Origin of the sequence: Rubrivivax sp. JA1055, from assembly GCF_020966565.1 — a bacterium.
In the GTDB taxonomy this organism is placed as follows: Bacteria; Pseudomonadota; Gammaproteobacteria; order Burkholderiales; family Burkholderiaceae_C; genus Rubrivivax; species Rubrivivax benzoatilyticus.
Genome location: NZ_JAJKFP010000002.1, coordinates 163,211 through 181,729, shown reverse-complemented (window position 1 = coordinate 181,729; position 18,519 = coordinate 163,211). Strand labels below are relative to the sequence as shown.

The 18,519-nt window shown below is 73.9% G+C and carries 18 protein-coding genes; 11 read left to right on the top strand and 7 right to left on the bottom strand.

What is annotated here, in order from left to right; translation table 11 throughout:
• Nucleotides 1-12 precede the first annotated feature (12 nt).
• Nucleotides 13-1,524 carry a glutamate--cysteine ligase gene (gene gshA, locus LOC65_RS03965; RefSeq protein ID WP_029718755.1) on the bottom strand — a complete coding sequence of 504 codons (1,512 nt, stop codon included), beginning with the start codon at nt 1,522-1,524 and terminating at the stop codon, nt 13-15.
• Between the two features lie 122 nt (nt 1,525-1,646).
• Nucleotides 1,647-2,099, bottom strand: a complete 453-nt coding sequence (aroQ, locus tag LOC65_RS03960) for a type II 3-dehydroquinate dehydratase (RefSeq protein WP_009858569.1) — start codon at nt 2,097-2,099, stop codon at nt 1,647-1,649.
• A gap of 48 nt (nt 2,100-2,147) precedes the next feature.
• On the opposite strand from aroQ, the gene LOC65_RS03955 reads away from it, so the two are divergent.
• A complete protein-coding gene (locus LOC65_RS03955; RefSeq protein ID WP_230246721.1) occupies nt 2,148-2,672 on the top strand; it encodes a hypothetical protein in 525 nt (174 codons plus the stop codon).
• A 72-nt stretch (nt 2,673-2,744) separates the two neighbouring features.
• Nucleotides 2,745-3,971, top strand: coding sequence for an MFS transporter (locus tag LOC65_RS03950; RefSeq protein ID WP_230246720.1), 1,227 nt, complete (start codon nt 2,745-2,747; stop codon nt 3,969-3,971).
• A 3-nt stretch (nt 3,972-3,974) separates the two neighbouring features.
• Here the strand turns inward: LOC65_RS03950 and LOC65_RS03945 are convergent, their stop codons facing one another.
• Nucleotides 3,975-5,213, bottom strand: coding sequence for a GPI inositol-deacylase (locus LOC65_RS03945; protein ID WP_230246719.1), 1,239 nt, complete (start codon nt 5,211-5,213; stop codon nt 3,975-3,977).
• A 62-nt stretch (nt 5,214-5,275) separates the two neighbouring features.
• The gene (gene rsgA, locus LOC65_RS03940; protein WP_230246718.1) at nt 5,276-6,355 is read right to left on the bottom strand and encodes a ribosome small subunit-dependent GTPase A; all 1,080 of its coding nucleotides are present in this window, start codon (nt 6,353-6,355) and stop codon (nt 5,276-5,278) included.
• Nucleotides 6,356-6,696: 341 nt separating this feature from the next.
• On the opposite strand from rsgA, the gene LOC65_RS03935 reads away from it, so the two are divergent.
• Nucleotides 6,697-7,329, top strand: coding sequence for a pseudouridine synthase (locus LOC65_RS03935; RefSeq protein WP_230246717.1), 633 nt, complete (start codon nt 6,697-6,699; stop codon nt 7,327-7,329).
• An 11-nt stretch (nt 7,330-7,340) separates the two neighbouring features.
• On the top strand, nt 7,341-7,913 hold the full coding sequence (locus LOC65_RS03930) for a flavin reductase family protein (RefSeq protein WP_230246716.1): 573 nt from the start codon (nt 7,341-7,343) through the stop codon (nt 7,911-7,913).
• Here the strand turns inward: LOC65_RS03930 and LOC65_RS03925 are convergent.
• The gene (locus LOC65_RS03925) at nt 7,873-8,589 is read right to left on the bottom strand and encodes a hypothetical protein (protein WP_230246715.1); all 717 of its coding nucleotides are present in this window, start codon (nt 8,587-8,589) and stop codon (nt 7,873-7,875) included. The two genes, LOC65_RS03930 and LOC65_RS03925, sit on opposite strands and share 41 nt — an antisense overlap.
• A 13-nt stretch (nt 8,590-8,602) precedes the next feature.
• On the opposite strand from LOC65_RS03925, the gene LOC65_RS03920 reads away from it, so the two are divergent.
• Together LOC65_RS03920 and LOC65_RS03915 are read left to right on the top strand one after the other, a co-directional pair.
• Nucleotides 8,603-9,352, top strand: a complete 750-nt coding sequence (locus tag LOC65_RS03920; RefSeq protein ID WP_230246876.1) for an SDR family NAD(P)-dependent oxidoreductase — start codon at nt 8,603-8,605, stop codon at nt 9,350-9,352.
• A gap of 67 nt (nt 9,353-9,419) precedes the next feature.
• Nucleotides 9,420-9,896: a cupin domain-containing protein gene (locus LOC65_RS03915; protein WP_230246714.1), complete on the top strand. Its 477-nt coding sequence runs from the start codon at nt 9,420-9,422 to the stop codon at nt 9,894-9,896.
• Here LOC65_RS03915 and LOC65_RS03910 read toward each other — a convergent pair whose 3' ends face one another.
• Nucleotides 9,897-10,961 carry a 6-phosphofructokinase gene (locus LOC65_RS03910; RefSeq protein ID WP_230246713.1) on the bottom strand — a complete coding sequence of 355 codons (1,065 nt, stop codon included), beginning with the start codon at nt 10,959-10,961 and terminating at the stop codon, nt 9,897-9,899. It lies immediately after the preceding gene.
• 7 nt (nt 10,962-10,968) lie between these two features.
• Nucleotides 10,969-12,456, bottom strand: coding sequence for a S10 family peptidase (locus LOC65_RS03905; protein ID WP_230246712.1), 1,488 nt, complete (start codon nt 12,454-12,456; stop codon nt 10,969-10,971).
• Nucleotides 12,457-12,713: 257 nt separating this feature from the next.
• Here LOC65_RS03905 and LOC65_RS03900 point away from each other — a divergent pair, with 257 nt between their 5' ends.
• The 5 genes from LOC65_RS03900 to LOC65_RS03880 all read left to right on the top strand — a co-directional run bounded on the left by LOC65_RS03900 (nt 12,714) and on the right by LOC65_RS03880 (nt 18,349).
• Entirely contained in the window at nt 12,714-12,947 is a 234-nt protein-coding gene (locus tag LOC65_RS03900) for a hypothetical protein (RefSeq protein ID WP_009858557.1), read from the top strand.
• A 64-nt stretch (nt 12,948-13,011) separates the two neighbouring features.
• Entirely contained in the window at nt 13,012-14,166 is a 1,155-nt protein-coding gene (locus LOC65_RS03895; RefSeq protein ID WP_230246711.1) for a lipopolysaccharide assembly protein LapB, read from the top strand.
• A gap of 95 nt (nt 14,167-14,261) precedes the next feature.
• The gene (locus LOC65_RS03890) at nt 14,262-15,476 is read left to right on the top strand and encodes a Coenzyme F420 hydrogenase/dehydrogenase, beta subunit C-terminal domain (RefSeq protein WP_230246710.1); all 1,215 of its coding nucleotides are present in this window, start codon (nt 14,262-14,264) and stop codon (nt 15,474-15,476) included.
• A gap of 48 nt (nt 15,477-15,524) precedes the next feature.
• Nucleotides 15,525-16,082 (top strand): hypothetical protein, encoded by a 558-nt coding sequence (locus LOC65_RS03885; protein WP_230246709.1) that lies wholly within the window; start codon nt 15,525-15,527, stop codon nt 16,080-16,082.
• On the top strand, nt 16,052-18,349 hold the full coding sequence (locus tag LOC65_RS03880; RefSeq protein ID WP_230246708.1) for an ATP-binding protein: 2,298 nt from the start codon (nt 16,052-16,054) through the stop codon (nt 18,347-18,349). The genes LOC65_RS03885 and LOC65_RS03880 overlap by 31 nt, the downstream gene beginning before the upstream one ends.
• Nucleotides 18,350-18,519: the final 170 nt, after the last annotated feature.

Here is an 18,519-nt window from a genome sequence, read left to right as displayed (position 1 = left end):
GCGGCCGGCGCTTCAGCCGCCGACGGTCAGCCGCCCGGGCGACAGGTAGTCGACGCGGTAGTCCTCGAAGGACAGCGTGTCGGCGGCCTCGATGCGGCGCTGCTCCTCCAGCGACGCCAGGGCCTCGGCGCGGAACGCGGCCTCGGTCTCGGCGGCGAACGGCAGCGCCCGCAGCGCGCCCTTGGCCTGCTCGGACTGGGCGAGCACGAAGTCGCAGAACGAACCGCCGAAGTCCGAACGCGCGGCGGCGAGCACCCGCGCCGACGGCGTCGTCTGCAGCCAGCGCAGGCGCTCGTCGGCCTGGGCGACGGCGCGCGCGTAGGCGTCGCCGCCGAGCACCGCGTCGACCTGCTGCGCCAGCGGCAGGCAGCCGGCGACGATCTCGGCGGCCCAGTCGGCCAGCGCCACCGAGCGGCCGCCGCGCTCCAGCCGCAGCCCGGGCTGGCGGCCGGCGGTGGCCACCAGGTTCTGGTTGCGCTTGAGCTCGGCGATCTCGGCCGGCGTGTCCTCGGGGCTGGCGCTGGTCAGGCAGTGCAGCAGGAAGACGTCGATGAAGCGCATCGTCGGCGCGCCGATGCCCAGCGGCTCGAACGGGTCGAGGTCCATGCAGCGCACCTCGACGTACTCGACGCCGCGCGCGCGCAGCGCGTGCAGCGGGCGCTCGCCCGCCTGGATCGTGCGCTTGGGGCGGATCGTGCCGTAGAACTCGTTCTCGATCTGCAGCAGCGTCGTCGACAGCTGGTTGTACTCGCCGCCGGGGTTGCGCACGCCGACCGCCTCGTAGGCCGGGTACGGCCGCGTCAGCGCCTCGTGCAGCGACGCGGCGTAACTCTCCAGGCTGTTGTAGCTGGCCGAGATCGAGGCCTGGGCGTCGCTCTGGTAGCCCAGCCGCCCCATGCGCAGCGAGGTCGCGTGCGGCAGGTGCAGCGAGCCCGGTCCCAGCGGCTCGAGGCCGTGCTCGCGGCCCTCGACGAAACACGCGCCCAGCGCCGGCGAGGCGCCGAACAGCAGCAGCAGCAGGAAGGAGTGGCGGCGGAAGTTGCGGATCAGCGCGAAGTAGTCGTCGTCGTCCAGCCCGGGCAGCGACCAGTTGTAGTGGATGCCGGAGATGGTCTGCATGCGCCGGCCGTAGCGGTGGCCCAGGCCCATGCGGTAGACGCTCTTGGCACGGCCGACGTTGGACGAGCCGTAGCGGCCGATCGGGATGTTCTCGTCGGCCGGCAGCCGGCACGGCATGCTGGCGACCCAGAGCACGTCGTCGCCGATCTCGCGGTAGACGAACTGGTGCACGCGGCGCAGTTCGTCGAGGCAGTCCTCGACGCCGGCGTGCACGCCGGTGATCAGCTCCAGCTGCGACTCGCTGAAGTCGGTGGTGATGTGCGGATGCGTCAGCGCCGAACCCAGCGCTTGCGGGTGCGGCGTCATCGCCAGCGCGCCGTGGCGGTCGGCGCGCAGGCTTTCCTTCTCGATGCCGCGGCGCATGCCACGCAGGCGCTCGGGCGTCAGGGAAATCGGTCGGGACATGGGCGGGCCGGTCTTCTTGCGGAAACGGATTGTCGGCCAAGGGCATCATCCCTGCTGGCCGGGGGCGCCCATGGCCGCCGGGGACGGCGGGCGGGCGACGGCGGAAATGGCGGCGCGGGGCGTCAGCCGCGGCGCTGGCGCACCAGGCCTTCGATCGCGAGGCGGTAGCCGTCGACGCCGAAGCCGACGACGATGCCGGCGGCCGCCGGCGAGACGTAGCTGTGGTGGCGGAAGGCCTCGCGGGCGTGCACGTTCGAGATGTGGACCTCGATCACCGGCAGCTCCGCGCCCTTGATCGCGTCGAACAGCGCCACCGAGGTGTGGGTGTAGGCGCCCGGGTTGAACACCACGCCGAGCAGCGCGCCGGCCTTCACCGCGCGGCCGGCCTCGTGCAGCGCGTCGATCAGCACGCCCTCGTGGTTGCTCTGGCGGCACTCGACCTCGACACCCAGCCGCGCGCCGGCGTCGCGGCACAGCGCCTCGACGTCGGCCAGCGTCGTGCGGCCGTAGACCTCCGGCTCGCGCTGGCCGAGCAGGTTCAGGTTCGGGCCGTTGAGGACGAGGATCTTGGGCATGACGCGATCCTAACCTCAGGCCGGCCCGATCCTTGCCTGTGCCCGCGCATGACGCCCGCCCCCGCCCCGCCTGCCGTCGCCACGCTGCCCTGCGTGCTCGACGTCGAGGCCTCGGGCTTCGGCCGCGCCAGCTACCCGATCGAGGTCGGCTACGTGCTGCCCGACGGCCGCGCGCGCTGCACGCTGATCCGCCCGGCCGCCGGCTGGACGCACTGGGACGAACGCGCCGCCGGCGTGCACGGCATCGCGCGCGAGACGCTGGAGCGCTGCGGCCGCCCGGCGGCCGAGGTTGCGGCGATGCTCAACGTCGACCTCGCCGGCCGCACCGTCTACTGCGACGGCTGGGCGCACGACTACGCCTGGCTGGGCGCGCTGTACGAGGAGGCCGGCGTGCCGCCGTCGTTCCGGCTGGAAACCGTGGCCCGGCTGCTCGACGAGGCCACGCTGGCCCGCCTCGGCGACACGCGACGCGGCGTCGTCGGCGAGCTCGGCCTGCAGCGGCACCGGGCAAGCAGCGACGCGCGCGCGCTGCAGCTCGCGCTCGGGCGCCTGGGCGCCGTGCCGGCGGACTGATGGCGGACTGACGGCGGGCCGCCGGTGCTATGGTCCTGCGCCGCGCCGCCCTTCCCCTGCCGTCTGACTGTCTTGAGCCCCGCCTCCGAATCGCTGCTCGCCCACCGCGGCTTCATCCTGTTCTGGTTCGCACGCCTGGCCGGCACCGCCGCCGCGCAGATGGCCATGGTCGCGGTCGGCTGGCAGATGTACGACCTGACCGGCTCGGCCTGGGACCTGGGGCTCGTCGGCCTGCTGCAGTTCGCCCCGGCGATGCTGCTGGCGCTGCCGGCCGGCCAGCTGATCGACCGCTGGCACCGCGCGCGCATCGTCGCCGCCTGCCTGGGCACCTCGGCCGCCGTCGCGGTGCTGCTGTGGGCGGCCAGCGCCGGGGGCTGGGCGAACCGCGAGCTGCTGCTGGCGATCTCGGTCGCGCTCGGCGCAGTGCGCGCCTTCCAGATGCCGGCACAGCAGGCGCTGACGCCGTCGCTGGTGCCGCAGGCGATGCTGCCGCGCGCGCTGGCCTTCTCGTCGGCCGGCATGCAGGCGGCGATCATCGCCGGGCCGGCGATCGGCGGCGTGGTCTACGTCGCCGGGGCGGCCGCGGTCTACGCCGCCTGCGCCGCGCTGTTCGGCCTGGGCACGGCGCTGGCGCTGGCGGTGCGCTACGAACACGCGCCGCCGCCGGCCGCGCCGGTGACGCGCGAGACGCTGCTCGCCGGCGTGCGTTTCGTCTGGCAGAAGAAGCCGGTGCTGGGCGCGATCTCGCTGGACCTGTTCGCGGTGCTGCTGGGCGGGGCGACGGCGCTGCTGCCGATGTTCGCCAAGGACATCCTGCACGTCGGCCCCTGGGGGCTGGGGCTGCTGCGCAGCGCGCCGGCGGTCGGCGCGCTGGCGATGTCCATCCTGCTGACACGCTGGCCGGTGCGCCGGCGCACCGGGCGCGTGCTGCTCGGCGCGGTGGCGGTCTACGGCGTCGCGCAGCTCGTGTTCGGGCTGTCGACCTCGTTCTGGCTGTCGCTGGGAGCGCTCGGCATCAGCGGCGCCGCCGACATGATCAGCGTCGTCATCCGCCAGACCCTGGTGCAGCTGGAGACGCCCGACGAGATGCGCGGCCGCGTCAGCGCGGTCAACTCGATCTTCATCGGCGCGTCCAACCAGTTGGGCGAGTTCGAGTCGGGCGCGACGGCGGCGCTGCTCGGGCCGGTGGGCTCGGTGGTGCTGGGCGGTGTCGGCACGCTGCTCGTCGCCGCAGCCTGGTTCAGGCTGTTCCCGGCGCTGGCCGAACGCGACGAGCTCGTCGCCGCGCCGGCCCGCTGAAGCTCAGGCCAGCCAGCCGCACAGCGCCTCGGCGACCTCGGCGCGGCTCAGCAGGTCCCAGTGGCCGGCCTGGGTGACCAGGCGCTTGCGCCCCGCCGGCACAGCCAGCGCCAGCGCCGGGTCGCGGTGCTCGCCCCAGGCGCTGGCCACCGTCACCAGCCCGTCGCCGACCAGCGCGTGGCGCAGACCGCGCGGCTCGGCGACCGTCGTCGCCGCCACCAGGTAGACCGGCACACCGGCGGGCAGCGGCGTCGGCACGCGGTGGTCGTGGGCCGGGCCGTCGGGGCCGTGGCCGCACCAGTCCTCGTCGCGCACGTGGCCCCAGCGCAGGTCGTTGATGCCGGCGCTGCGCACGCCCAGCAGGCGCGCGAACGGCGCCAGATACGGGCTGGCGCCGAGCACCGAGTCGATCAGATGCCCGGCGCGTTCGAGCAGCGCGCCGTGGTGCGGCGTGCCCAGGCAGGCCAGCGCCTGCAGCCGCGAGCGCCAGGCCAGGCCGTGCTGTTCGGCGTGCACGATCGCGCTGCGTGCGACCAGCCCGCCCATGCTGTGGCCGACGATCACCAGCCGCGACAGCGGCACCGGCCAGTCGCGCACCAGGCGCTCCAGCAGCGCCGCGAAACGTGCGCCGTTGTGCGACACGTGCAGGCCGGTGTTGTAGTGCAGGCTCAGCACCGGGCAGCCCAGCGCCCGCGCCAGCGCCCAGCCGTGGTGATGGCCCTGGCGCTGCCACTGCAGGTCGTTCATGCACAGCCCGTGCACCAGCACGACGACGCGGTCGCCGGCGTCGGGGAAGGCCGCCGCCAGCGCGTCGCGGCCCGGCGCCAGGCGGTGGCCGGCATGGCGCAGGCTCATCGGGATCGCCAGCGGGTTGCCGGAGGCGGCGAGGTGGTCGCCCCACAAGCCGTTGACCGCCGCCAGCACCGCTTCGCGCGAGGCCGCGGTGGCCTCCGGCGGCTCGGCCTCCAGGCGCTTGAGCACGCCGTCGACGCCGCGGCCGACGAGGCGCATGCCGCCGCGCACGTTGCGGTAGACGAAGCCGGTGAGCCCGCGTGTGCCGTCCTCGTGCGGCACGCCCAGCGGCGCGCGCCGCGCCAGGATCGTGCCGTGCAGCTGCTCGGCGATCCCGGCGACGCCGATGCCGGCATCGACACCCAGCTGCACCAGCCCGCGCAGGTCGGCGAGCGTCAGCGCCGGGCGACGCGGCGTGTGCAGCACGGCGATGCTGCCGGCTTCGGACATGGGCGGCTCCGGGCGGTGGTGACGGCCCACTGTGCGCCCGGTGCCGCCCCGGTGCAAGGCGATCAGCCGCGTTTGGCACGGATGTTCGCCCGGCCGATGCGGCTGCGCGCCTTCCACTGCGCGACCTGCTCGCGCCGCTGCAGCGCGCCCATCGAGTCGCGCTGCGCCTCGCGCACCAGCTTGCCGAAGCTCTTCAGCCGCTCGGGTGCGACCGTGCCGCGCACCGCGCAGCCGGGTTCGCCCTCGTGGCGGCAGTCGCGGAAGCGGCACTGCGCGGCCAGTGCCGTGATGTCGTCGAAGGCGCCGGCGACGTCGCCCGCGCCGCCGTCCAGGCGCAGCGAACGCAGCCCCGGCGTGTCGACGATGCAGGCGCCGCCGGGCAGCGGGTGCAGCGTGCGCACCGTCGTCGTGTGGCGGCCGCGGCCGTCGCCGCGGCGCGTGCCGCCGGTGGCCGCCACCGTCTCGCCGCACAAGGCGTTGGCCAGCGTGCTCTCGCCGGCGCCGCTGGAGCCCAGCAGCACCAGCGTCTGCCCCGGCGCGAGCCAGGGCGCGAGCGGCGAGGCGACGTCGTCGTGCAGCGAGTCCAGCGCCAGCACCTCGACGCCGGCCGGCACCAGCGTGCGCGCGTCGCGCAGCCGCCGGGCCAGGTCGACGCAGAGGTCGGCCTTGCTGAGCACGACCACGGCGCCGACGCCGGCCAGGCGCACCAGCGCCAGGTAACGCTCCAGCCGACGCAGGTTGAAGTCGTGGTCCAGGCCCATGACCAGCAGCGCGGTGTCGACGTTGCTCGCCAGCACCACACGTTCGACCTTCTCGCGGCCGTCGTGCAGGCGGCGTGCGAGCTGCGTGCGCGGCGGCACGCGTGCGTCGACCCACCATTCGCCGAAGGTGTTGCGTTCGGCACGCACCCAGTCGCCGACGGCCAGCGCGTCGGCGTCGGCGGCCAGCGCCTGCAGCAGCGCCGGGCGGGCGCGTGCCGGCGCGGTGGCCTCGCCGTCGTGCAGCACGAGGCCGTCGCGGTGCACCTCGGCGACCCGCATCAGCGCGGCATCGCCTTCGGGCAGCGGAAACGTCAGGGAGGAAAGAAGCTGCGGCGTCAGGCCGATGGCCTGCAGCCGCTCGTGCGGGGAAACAAGAGACATGATGAACTGAAGTCCCGTGGCGCGGCCGGCGGCCGCGCGTGACCGGTCCGCCGGCGCATGAGGCCGGGCGGGGCTCGATGGGGAGGGCCTGTCGGCGCGCCGGGGGCCGGCGGGCGGAGGACTTCAGCAGCCCGGCGTGGCCGGGCGGGAGATCCGGAACTCGCGCGTCAGCGCGCGGCGCGGCGAAGGCCGTGAACGGCAAGGTCCCGATGTTCCATGGCGGCCTCCTGTGTGGCGAGTGGATAGCAGCCGCGCACTGTGCGCCGCGCGATCTGGAGGCGTCAACCCAGGCGCCCCCGGCTGCGGCGTGCACGCCACGGCGCTCGTTATGCTCGCGGCCGATGTTGCCACCCGACTGCCTGTACGCCGACGAGCATTGCCTGGTGCTGGCCAAACCCGCCGGGCTGCTGGCCGTGCCCGGGCGCGGCCCCGACAAGCAGGACTGCCTGGTCGCACGCGCCCAGGCCTGCTGGCCCGACGCGCTGACCGTGCACCGGCTGGACATGGCGACCTCGGGGCTGATGGTCTACGGCCGCGGCGCGGCGGCGCAGCGCTCGCTGTCGATCGCGTTCGCCGAGCGCCGCGTCGACAAACGTTACGTCGCCGTCGTCGCCGGGCTGATCGCCGGGGACGCCGGCGAGGTCGACGCGCCGCTGATCTGCGACTGGCCCAACCGGCCACGGCAGAAGGTCTGCCACGAGCACGGCAAACCTTCGCTGACCCGCTGGCGCGTGCTGGCGCGCGACCGCGCGGCCGGGCGCACGCGGGTCGAACTCGAGCCCGTCACCGGGCGCTCGCACCAGCTGCGCCTGCACCTGGCGACGATCGGCCACCCGATGCTCGGCGACGACCTCTACGCGCCGCCCGAACTCGCGGCCGCGGCGCCGCGGTTGCTGCTGCACGCCGAGCGCCTGGCCTTCCCGCATCCCGTCACCGGCGAACGCCTCGCCTTCGAGCGCGCGGCCGACTTCTGAAGCCCGAGACGATGAGACAAGACGTCGATCTGAAACACGCCTACCGCTTGCTGAACCACGGCCCGACGGTGCTCGTCAGCGCGACCCACGGCGGACGGCGCAACGTGATGGCCGCGGCCTGGGCGATGCCGCTGGACTTCGACCCGCCCAAGGTCGCCGTCGTGCTCGACAAGAGCACGTTCACGCGCACGCTGCTCGACGCCGCCGGCGAGTTCGCGCTCAGCATCCCCTGCGTCGCGCTGGCCGACACCACGCTGACGGTGGGCAACACCAGCGGCCACGACGGTGTCGACAAGTTCGAGCGTCATGGCCTCGGCGCCTTCGCCGGCCGCGCGACCGGCGCGCCGCTGGTCGAAGGCTGCGTCGGCTGGCTCGAATGCCGGCTGCTGCGCGAGCCGCACGTCGAGCAGACCTACGACCTGTTCCTCGCCGAGGTCGTCGCGGCGCAGGCCGATGCGCGCGTGTTCCGCGCCGGGCGCTGGGAGTTCACGCCCGAGCACGAGGCCCTGCGCACGATCCACCACGTCGCCGGCGGCGCGTTCTTCAGCGTGGGGCCGATGCTGCAGGCGAAGCCGCTGCCTTGAGCGGCGCCCGCAGCCGGCGCTCGAAGTCGGCCGGCGCGACGACCTGCAGCAGCTCGCGGCCTTCGGCGTCGACGGCGATCGCCAGGCCCCGCGCCGGGTACAGCCAGTGCTCGAGCCGGCCGCCCGGGGCGATGATCTCGTCGGGCTCGCCGAAACGCTGGCGCAGCGTCTGCGCATCGAGGTTGGCCGCCGGGATGAAGCTCAGGCCGACCAGCGGGGTGGCGCCCAGCGCCAGGCGCTCGCTGGCGCGCAGCGGGTAGCGCCACAGCGTGCCGCCGGCGGGTTCGCGCTCGGCGGCGGTCTGCTGCAGGCGCAGCAGCTCGGCGTCGTCCAGCGCCGTGGCCAGCAGCAGCCGGCCGCCGACACCGCCGCTGTCGAAACGCTCGACATAACCTTCCAGCGCCCCGGGCTGGCCGGTTTCGGCCATCACCGCGAGCTGCAGGCCTTCGCCCCAGCGGCGCTCGGCGTCGGCCAGCGTGCTGCCGGGCAGCTGCAGGCCGAAAGCGGAAACGCTGTCGCCGCGGGCGGCGATGCTCCACGGCGCCTCGGGCGCGGACACCGGCGCCGTGCTGCTGCCGCGCAGCACCTGCCAGAACGCGGGCACGAAGGCGATGACGAGAACGACGACGCCGGCCAGCAGCGCGACGAGGAACGGGCTTTTCAGGACACGATTCATGGGCGGCGCCAGTATGCTCGAAGCGATGAAGACCTCCCTCACCCTCGTCACCGGTGGCTCGCGCGGGCTGGGCCTGGCGCTGGTGCAGCAGCTGCTCGAACGCGGCGACCGCGTGCTGACGCTGGCCCGGCGGGCGCCGCCGCTCGAACACCCGGCGCTGATCGCCTGGACCGTCGACCTCGCCGACCCGGCACCGGCCGCACGCCGGCTGTCGGCCTGGCTCGACGCGCAGGACCCGGGCGTGCTCGCCTCGGTGACGCTGGTCAACAACGCCGGCGTGATCTCCGAGCTGGCGGCGCTGGGCGAGGTCGGCGCGGCCGACCTGTCCAACGCGCTGCGTGTCGGCCTGGAGGCGCCGATGCTGCTGGCCTCGGCCTTCCTGCGCAGCACCGCGGCCTGGAACGTGCCACGCAAGCTGCTGTTCGTGTCCTCGGGCCTGGGCCGCCGCGCAATGGCCGGCAGCGCCTCGTACTGCGCCGCCAAGGCCGGCATGGACCACCTGGCGCGCGCGATCGCGCTCGAAGAGGCGGCACGGCCCAACGGCGCGCGGGTCGTGTCGCTGGCGCCGGGTGTCATCGACACCGACATGCAGGTGCAGCTGCGCAGCGCCGACCCGGCACGTTTCACCGACCGCGGACGTTTCGTCGGCCTGCACGAAGGCGGCATGCTCGACAGCCCGGAGACCGCCGCCGCCAAGCTGCTGCGCTACCTGGAACGCCCCGATTTCGGCAGCCAGCCGGTGGCCGACGTGAGGGATGCATGAGCGCTCAGGACTTGTCCGTCGCTCAGTCCCGCGTGGCGGGACCGGCCGCAGGCCGAAGGGTGCTCCAGTGAGCGATCTGCCGGAACGCGCCCAGGCGCTGATCGACCAGCTGAAGCTGCAGCCGCACCCCGAGGGCGGCCACTACGCCGAGCTCTACCGCTCGCAGCAGACCGTCGCCACGGCGCGCGGCGAGCGCCGCGGCATCACGACGATCGATTTCCTGCTCGTGCACGGCGAACACTCGGCCTGGCACCGCGTGCGCTCCTGCGAGGTCTGGCACCTGCTGGAAGGCGGGCCGCTGACGCTGTGGCTGCTGTCGCCGGACCTGCAGACGCTCGAACACGTCGTGCTCGACACCAACCGCCGGCGCCACGTCGTGCCGGCCGACTGGTGGCAGACCGCCGAGCCGGTGGGCGACTACGCCTATTGCGGCGCGACGGTCGGCCCGGGTTTCGAGTTCCAGGACTTCGACTTCGGCCGCGACGACGCGGCGCTGCGTTCGGCGGTCGGGCGCCTGGCGCCCGACCTGCACCGGCTGCTGTAGTTACTGCTCGCCGAGCGAGACGCCGATGCCGCGTGCGGCGCGCACGAGCTCGTGGTCGCGCGGCACGAGGCGGTTCTTGCCGGCCACCTCGGAGATCGGCACGCTGACGACGGCGTCGCCCTGCAGCGCGACCATGCGGCCGTACTGGCCGGCCTCGACGAGCTGCGCCGCGTGGTAGCCGAAGCGCGTGGCCAGCACGCGGTCGAACGGCGTCGGCGAACCGCCGCGCTGGATGTGGCCCAGCAGCGTCGTGCGCACCTCGCAGTCGACCCGCGGCTCCAGCTGCTGCTGCAGCCAGTTGCCGACGCCGCCCAGGCGCAGCGGGTCGGGGCTGTCGGCGATCGTGCGCAGCACGGTCAGCCCGCCGCCTTCGGGCGCGGCGCCTTCGGCGATCGAGATGATCGTCGACAGCCCGTGTGCGGCACGCTCGCGGCAGCGCTGGGCCACGGCCTCGACGCTGAACGGGATCTCGGGGATCAGGATGACCTCGGCGCCGCCGGCCATGCCGCCTTCGAGCGCGATCCAGCCGGCGTAGCGGCCCATCGTCTCGGCGATCATCACCCGGCCGTGGCTGCGGCCGGTGGTCGCCAGGCGGTCCAGCGCCTCGGCGACGACGGCCACCGCGCTGTCGAAGCCGAAGGTGCGTTCGGTGCAGAACAGGTCGTTGTCGATGGTCTTGGGCACGCCGACGACCGGCAGCCCCAGCGCCTCGAACTTGTGCGCGATGGCCATCGTGCCGTCGCCGCCGATGGCCACCAGCGCGTCCAGGCCGAGCTCGCGCACGTAGTCCATCGCCTGGGCGGAGCAGTCGGCCCCGCCGGCGCCGAAGTAGTGGAACGGGTCGCACTTGTTGTGCGTGCCGAGGATCGTGCCGCCTTCGGCCAGGATGCCGGCGACGGCGGCGGTGTCCAGCGGCCGCGACGAACGTGTCAGCAGGCCGAGGAAACCGCGTTCGATGCCGGTGACCCGGGCACCGCACTCGTTGATCAGCGACAGCGTCACCGCGCGGATGACGGCGTTGAGGCCGGGGCAGTCACCCCCGCCGGTCAGGATTCCGATGTGCATGAGTCGATCATCCAAGCCAGTGGGCGATGTCGGCCTTGAGTTTGGTCAAGTCCTCTTCCCGGGTATACATCATGTGTCCGGCATCGTAGTAGTGATGCTCGATGCGTGCCAGCACCTCGGACGGGGCGTCGAGCTGGGCCAGCGACCAGTCGCTGGCGCTGTACGGCGTGCCCAGGTCGTAGCGGCCGCTGGCGACGAAGACCTTGAGCTGCGGGTTGCGGCGCAGCGCACGCGCGAGGTCGCGGCTGGTGCTGGCGTAGGCGTTGCCCTGGGCCTCGCCGCGGTTCCAGTTCCAGGCCAGGTGGGCCTCGTGCGACAGGGTCTCGTAACGCTGCTCGGTCGTCAGGCCGAGCTCGCCGAAATAGGCCATCGCGGCCATCGTGTACGGCGCGGCGATGGCCTCGATGCCGGGGTCGAACTCCCAGTCGCGCGTGCGGCGCGCGGCCATCGGGCCGGTCACGCGGGCGTCGAGCCGGCCGACCTGGCGGCCCTGGGCGCGCATCGCCTCGAAGAAGTAGTCCTGGTCGGCGATGCGCAGGTTCTTCTCCTCGACCAGCGCGCGCGGCAGGCCGGTGAGTTCGGCGACGCGGCGGGCGACGGCGGCGCGGCGCTTGTCCGACAGCCGCGCGCCGGCCAGCAGCGCGGCGGCATAGTCCTCGTCGACGAAGGTTTCGGCCGCGGCCTGCGCCGCTTCGCGCGACGCGCCCAGCGGCCCCTTCAGCAGGCCGTGGTACTGCGAGACGACGGCATAGGCCGGCAGGAACAGCGTGTACGGCAGGTCGTTGCCCGGGTCGAAGGACAGGCTCTGCAGGTCCATCGCGCAGGACACCAGCACCAGCCCGGCGAGTGCGACGCCGCCGTCAAGCAGCTTGTCGGCCAGCGCCGCACCGCGTGTCGTGCCGTAGCTCTCGCCGGCGAGGTAGACCGGCGAACCCCAGCGGCGGTGCCGCGTCAGCCAGGTGCGCACGACCTCGGCCAGGGCCTTCACGTCGCCGTCGACCGACAGCAGCTTCTTGCGTGCGGCTTCGCTGGCGGTCGTCGACCAGCCGGTGTGCGGCGGGTCGACGAAGACCAGGTCGAAGTGCTCGAACCAGCTCAGCGGGTTGTCGCTGACGGTGTAGGGCGCCGCCGGCATGCTGCCGTCGGACGGCACGACCAGCCGCTTCGGCCCCAGCGCGCCCAGGTGCAGCCAGATCGACGCCGAACCCGGCCCGCCGTTGAAGGCGAAACACACCGGGCGGGAGCCGGCGGCGGCGCCCTGCAGCTGGTAGGCGGTGGTCATCACCGCGGCCTGCGGTTCGGCCAGCGCGCCGTCGAAACCTTCGCCGGCCACCGGGATGAACTCGGCGCTGACGGCGTAGTCCAGGCGCCGGTCGGTCAGCGCCAGCGTGCCGGCCGCACGCACCGGCGGGCGGGCGAGCAGCTGTTCGACACGCTCGCGGTGGCGGCGGTCGGAGGTCTTGTCGGGGTCGGGAGGAGTCGGGGTGTCGGCCATGGGATTCGTGATCGTTCTCGGCGGATGCCGCGGCGGCTGGCCGGCGGCGGCCGCAGCTTAACGCGCCGTCCGGCGGCGACGCTGTGGAGTCCGGACAACGTCCAGGCCCACGGAAACCGCGGAAAGTTCACCAGACGGAATTGGAGAGCCGACTCCAGCGATTGCCGGCCCGGCGGGCAGGCCGCGGCGCTATCGTGCAGGCGGCGCCCGACCGGTGCCGTGCGTCGAACGAACAGCCCACGAGGCGGGAGTGTGCGATGAATGCCGAAACCCAAGGCTCCGGGAGCTCGCTGGAGCTGGTCGACGTCATCGACCTCAAATGGCTGTTCGCCAACGAAGGCGTGTTCCTGCACGTCGAACGCCTGCAGCACGACGCCGACTACGCGCGCGGCCTGCTCGACCGCGCGGCAGCCTCCGCCAACCCCGAGCTGCGGGCCGCCGCGGCCCGCCTGAACGGCCAGATCGAGGCCGGCGACCCCGCGGCCGCGTGAACACGCGCCGGCCGACGGCGGCGTAGGATCACCGCGGCCGCGCTGCCGCGGCGGGAGCGTCACGATGCGCCCTACCCTCGCCCTGCTCCTCCTGGCCTGCACCGCCGTCGTCGGCTGCACGACGGTCGATGCGCTGCCGGCGCGCACGCCGCTGCCGACCCGCGACGCCGCCTTCGCGCCGCCGGCGCGCCTGCCCGACGCGGCCGCGGTGCTGGCCGTCGACGACGCGATGCGGGCCCACCTCGACGGCGCCGGGCTGCGCCACAGCGAGGACCCGCGCCGGGCGCTGGTCGAGCTGCTGTACAGCCGCCGCTCGCTGGCGCTGGACTACGAAGGGGTGACACGCACCGCCGCCGAGACCTTCGCGGCGCGCTCGGGCAACTGCCTGTCGCTGGTGGCGATGACCGCGGCCTTCGCGCGCGAGGCCGGCCTGCCGGTGCAGTTCCGCAGCGTCGCCGTCGACGAGAGCTGGAACCGCAGCGGCGACCTGCTGACCCTCAACGGCCACGTCAACGTGTCGCTGGGCTGGCCGACCGCCGCCGCGGGCCAGGTGCTGCGCAGCACCGACGGTGCGCTCGTCGTCGACTTCCTGCCCGGCGAGCAGGTCGCGGGCCTGCGCTGGCGCAGCATCTCCCAGGCCACCGTGCTGGCGATGTTCATGAACAACCGCGCCGCCGAGGCGCTGGCCGAAGGCCGGCTCGACGACGCCTACTGGCACGCCCGCGAGGCGCTGAACCAGGACCCGCACTTCTCGGCCGGCCACAACACGCTGGCCGTGGTCTACCGCCGCCGCGGCCTGGCCGACGCCGCGGAGTCGGTCTGGCGCACGCTGCTCGAGCGCGAACCGGCCAACCGCAGCGCGCTGGCCAACCTCGCGCAGCTGCTCGGGCAGCAGGGCCGCAAAACCGAGGCCGGCGCGCTGCAGGCGCGGCTGCAGGCGCTCGAGGAAGCGCCGCCGTTCCGCTGGTTCGACGCCGGCATCGAGGCCCTGCGCCGCGGCGACCTCGAAGGCGCCCGAGAGCTGTTCGCACGCGAGGTGGCGCGCGACGCCGGCTACCACGAGTTCCACTACTGGCTCGCGCGCACCGAGTTGCTGCTGGGCCGCCAGCGCCAGGCGCTGCGGCACCTCGAGGTCGCGCGCGAGACCAGTCCGACGCCGCAGGCGCAGGCGCTGTACGCGGCCAAGATCGAGCACCTGCGGGCCGAGCGCTCCCGGTGACGGTGCCCGCCGCTGCGGGGGGTCTGCGTCAGGTCGGGTCGGCCGGGCCCGGCTTGGGCGATGATCGGGCGGTCCCGCGAACGAGCGCCCCTGCCTTGAAGTCCCCCATTCCCCACGACGCCGCCCCCACCCGCACGCTGTGCACCGACTGCGGCGTCTCGCGCAGCGCCGACCCGCGCCGCTGCGGCCGCGCCTGCCAGTTCATCCAGCCCGACTACGCCGCGATGGAGACCCGCGTGCACGGCCGTCCGCGCGACCCGGCGCGGGCCGACGAGCGGTACTTCGGCCCGTTCCGCCGCATGTGGCGCGCGGCGCTGAAGCGCCCGTCCGAGGGCGCGCAATGGACCGGCATCACGACGCGGCTGGCCGAGCGCCTGCTGGAGACCGGCGCCGTCGACGCCGTGCTGACGATGGCCCCCGACCCCGAGGACCGCTGGCGCCCGGTGCCCACCCTGGTGACGAAACCCGGCGAGCTGGCGCGCTGCCGCGGCATGCGCATGGGCTACGCGCCGCTGCTGTCGCTGCTGGAGCCGGCGGTGGCCGCCGGCCACAAGCGGCTGGCGGTGATCGGCATCCCGTGCCAGGTCTACGCCTTGCGGGCGCTGGAGCAGGAGCTGGGGCTGGAGCAGCTCTACGTCATCGGCACGCCGTGTTCGGACAACACCACGACCGAGAACTTCCACCGTTTCCTCGGCCTGCTGACGCCGAAGCCGGAGTCGATCACCTACCTCGAGTTCCGCGCCGACTACCACGTCGAGATCCGCTTCGACGACGGCCGCCAGCGCCGCGTGCCCTTCCTGCAGCTGCCGCTGTCGCAGCTGCCGACCGACTTCTTCCCGCTGACCTGCCGCACCTGCGTCGACTACAGCAACGTGCTGGCCGACATCACCGTCGGCTACATGGGCGGCGAAGGCGAGCAGTGGCTGCTGGTGCGCAACGAACGCGGCGAGAAGATCCTCGGCCTGCTCGGCGACGAGGTGACGCTGGCCGAACCCGGCAGCGCCGGCAAGCGCGAAGGCCCGGTCAAGGGTTTCCTCGCCAACACCGAACGCGCCGCCGGCGGCCTGCCGCTGCGCCGCATGCCGGCCTGGCTGCGGCCCATCGTCGGCTGGCTGATGCCCAAGGTCGGCCCGCGCGGGCTGGAATTCGCACGCGCGCGGCTGGAGATGAAGGCCGTCGAGACCGTGCTGCACCTGCGCCGCGAGCAGCCGGCGAAGATGAAGAACATGGTGCCGCCGCACGTCTGGGAGCTGGTGCAGCCCTACGGCCTGACGCCGGCGCCGGGCGAGCGCAACGAAGTGCGCCGCTGATCCTTCGAAGAGGGGGTTCCGGGCGGACGATCCCCCTAGAATCCGGACGTGCCCGAACGCTCCGCCGTCGCCGCCTCGTCTGCCGCGACCTCGCACGACCGAGGGCGCCGCCGCGTGCTTGCCGCCGGTGCGGCGCTGGCGCTGGGCTCGTGGTGCGGCGTCGCGGCGGCCCTCGAGGCGCCCGCCGGCGAGGTGGTGCTGACGCTCACCGGGCGCGTGCTGTCGCCGAACACCGGCACCCGCGCCGACTTCGACATGCCGATGCTCGAGCGTCTGCCGCAGACGAGCTTCGTGACCCGCACGCCCTGGTACTCGACGGCGCGCCGCTTCACCGGCCCGCTGCTGCGCGACGTTCTCGCCGCCGCCGCGGCGCGCGGCAGCCGGCTGCGCGCGATCGCGCTGAACGACTACTGGGTCGACATCCCGTTCGACGACGCCGCGCGCCATGACCTGATCGTCGCCCGGCTGCTCGACGACCGCCCGATGGCGGTGCGCGACAAGGGTCCGCTGTTCGTGATCTACCCGTTCGACTCGGACGAGGAGCTCCGCACGCCCGTCTACTACAGCCGTTCGGCATGGCAGCTGCGCACGATCGAGGTTCGCTAGAACCCACCGTGCCGCATGCGCGGCGCGGCCGCGCGACGTGGCTGGGCGTGCTCGGCGTCGGGCTGATCCTGGCTCTGCTGGCCGTGGCCTGGCTGCAGGTGCGCCAGGCCGCGCTGCTGCGCCAGGCGGTCGAGGTCGCCGACGACGATGCCGTGCTGCTCGTCTACCAGGCCGAGACCGAGTACCTGCGCCTGCGCGACGAATGGGGCCGCTCGGTCGACCCGCGCCGCGTGCTCGACCCGGCGGCGCTGCAGCTGCGCTACGACATCTGGATCAGCCGCGTCGGCCTGCTGCACAACGAGCGCATCGGCCGCATCCTGGCCGACGAGACCGAGTTCGCCGCCACGCTGGCCCGCATGGACGGCTTCATCCGCCGCGCCGACGCGGCCTTCGGCGCCGGCACCGCCGGCGGCCCGATTCGCGAGGCGCTGCGCGAGCTGGAGTCCGAACTGGTCGCGATGGGCCCCGAGATCCACGGCCTGTCGCTGCGCGCCGCGCACCACGTCGGCGAACAGGTGGCGGCACGCAACGCCACGGTGCAGAAGCACAACATGGTCGGCATCGGGCTGACCGTGTCGCTGTCGGCGCTGACGCTGGCCTTCGCGCTGCTGGCGCTGCGCCAGATGCGCCAGCTCGACCGCCGCCGCGCCGCGCTGGAGGAGCTCGCCGAGCACCTGCGCCAGGCCCGGCGCGACGCCGAGGCGGCGAGCGAGGCCAAGAGCGCCTTCCTCGCCAACATGAGCCACGAGATCCGCACGCCGTTCCACGGCCTGCTGGGCATGCTGTCGCTGCTGCGCGAGACCGGGCTGAACCAGCAGCAGGTGAGCTATCTGCGCACCGCCACCGAGTCGGCCGACCATCTGCTGGCCATCCTCAACGACATCCTGGACATGTCGCAGCTCGAGTCCGGGCGCATGGTGCTGATGCCCGCGCCGGTGGAGCTGCGCGCGCTGCTGCGCGACGTCGAGGCGCTGATGCGGCCGCAGGCCCACGCCAAGTCGCTGGCGCTGCACATTGCCGCCGACCCGGCGCTGCCCGAACGTGTGCTGTGCGACGCCACACGCGTCAAGCAGGTGCTGTTCAACCTGCTGTCCAACGCGATCAAGTTCTCCGACCAGGGCGCCGTCGTGCTCGACGTGCAGGCCGAGGGCGGCGACGGCGCGGCCGAGCTGGTGTTCACCGTCAGCGACCAGGGCGTGGGCATCGACGAGGCGACGCTGGCGACGCTGTTCCACCGCTTCGTGCAGGCCGACAGCTCGCGCTCGCGGCGCCACGGCGGCGCCGGGCTGGGGCTGGAGATCTCGCGCAACCTGGCGCGGCTGATGGGCGGCGACATCACCGTCACCAGCCAGCCCGGCCAGGGCAGCAGCTTCCGCCTGCGCATGCCGCTGAAGGCCGTGCCGGCCGGGGCGTCGCCGCGCCCGCTGCCCGGCGACGCGCCGCCGCCGCCGCGTCCGCTGCACGTGCTCGTCGCCGAGGACCACTTCGTCAACCGGCAGTACATGGCGGCGCTGCTCGAGCGCCTGGGGCATGGCGCGGTGTTCGCCACCAACGGCCACGAAGCCGTCGACGCGATGCGCGCCGCCGGCGCCAAACCCTTCGACGTCGTGCTGATGGACCTGCACATGCCCGAGATGGACGGCATCGCGGCCACGCGCGCGATCCGTGCGCTGCCCGATCCGGCCGCGGCCACCGTGCCCATCGTCGCGCTGACCGCCGACGCCTTCACCGAGACCCGCGACCGCTGCCTGGTCGCCGGCATGAACGACTTCCTGACCAAGCCGGTGAGCCCGCCCAAGCTCGCGGCCTCGCTGCGCCGGCTGTTCGGCAACGCGGGCACCGCCGACCTCGGGCCCGAGCCGTCGCCCGGCGAGGCCGAGCCAAAGGCCGACGGCAGCCCGCCGCTGCTCGACGCCGCGGCGATGGCGCTGGCGCTGCAGGCGATGCCGCGCGAACGTTTCGCGGCGATGGTGCACGGCTTCCTCGACCAGGGGCCGCTGCTCGTGCAGCGGCTGCGCGCGGCGATCCGCGACGCCCAGCCGCTGGAGCTGCGGGTCAGCGCGCATGCGGCCCGCGGCGCGGCGCTGAACCTGGGGCTGGCCGCGCTGGCCTCGACCGCCGAGTCGCTGCACGAAGGTGCGACCCACCTGCCGGCGCACGAGATCGCGCGCCACGTGCAGCGCTTCGAGGAGCTGCTGCCGGCCACGCGCGAGGCGGTCATCGCCGCCGGCCTGGCGCAGCCCGCGGACGCCGACGCCAGCGCCTGACAGGCCGCCGACGCCGCGCGGGCGACGGATTCGTCCGCCTCTTGTTTTGCAAATGCGACTTATTCTCATGTAGCATGGTTCATGGCGTCACCGAAGCCGCCAACCAGAACCCTGCCCGCCGGCGTCCAGGCCGGCCCGGTGCCCACCCGCCGAGGAGCCCGCGATGAGCG